Genomic DNA, 594 nt, shown 5'->3' with positions numbered 1-594 from the left:
TGGTCGCCCTCGGCACCGACGACCCCACCCAACCCGGCTGGAGCGAACGCGATTGGTCCGACGAAGTCCGCGCCGCCCTGGCCTGGACCCGCCGCGCCGCCGACGCCCGCGCCGACGACGCCGTCACCCTCGTCGTCGACCTCCCCCTCGTCTACGCCGCGCTTGACGTCGGGCGGATCGACCCGCCCAAAGCCGCGGTGTTCGCCCAGCACCTGACCGGGCTGCCCGCTGCGCAGATCGCCCACCTGTGCCGGCTCGTGCTGCCCCGGGCACCCCGCTGGACGACGACCGAGATCTCCCGCCGCCTCCGCCGACTGATCATGGAGATCGATCCCGCGCACTACGAACGGCTCTTCCGCCGCGCCCACGCCCGCCGCGGGATCTCCGCGTGCGTCACCGAGGACGGCACCGCGACCATCACCGCCACCGGTCTCGCCCCGGACTCGGCCGACGCCGCCGTGGAGCGCATCGACCGGCTCGCCCATCGGGTCAAGCGCGCCGGACACGGCGGTGGGCTCGACCAGATCCGGGTCGACCTGTTCGTCGGCTTCCTCGACGGCTCCCTGCACACCCTCACCGACGACCAGATCACCG

1 protein-coding gene is annotated in these 594 nt (G+C 73.7%); it reads left to right on the top strand.

Annotated elements, in window-relative coordinates; translation table 11 throughout:
* Positions 1 to 594, top strand: a 594-nt coding sequence (locus PKE99_RS38445) for a DUF222 domain-containing protein (RefSeq protein ID WP_271215156.1), incomplete at both ends; no start/stop codon positions are given.

Origin of the sequence: Pseudonocardia halophobica (assembly GCF_027922425.1) — a bacterium.
Taxonomy (GTDB): domain Bacteria; phylum Actinomycetota; class Actinomycetes; order Mycobacteriales; family Pseudonocardiaceae; genus Pseudonocardia; species Pseudonocardia halophobica.
This window is presented reverse-complemented; position numbering and strand designations above follow the sequence as displayed.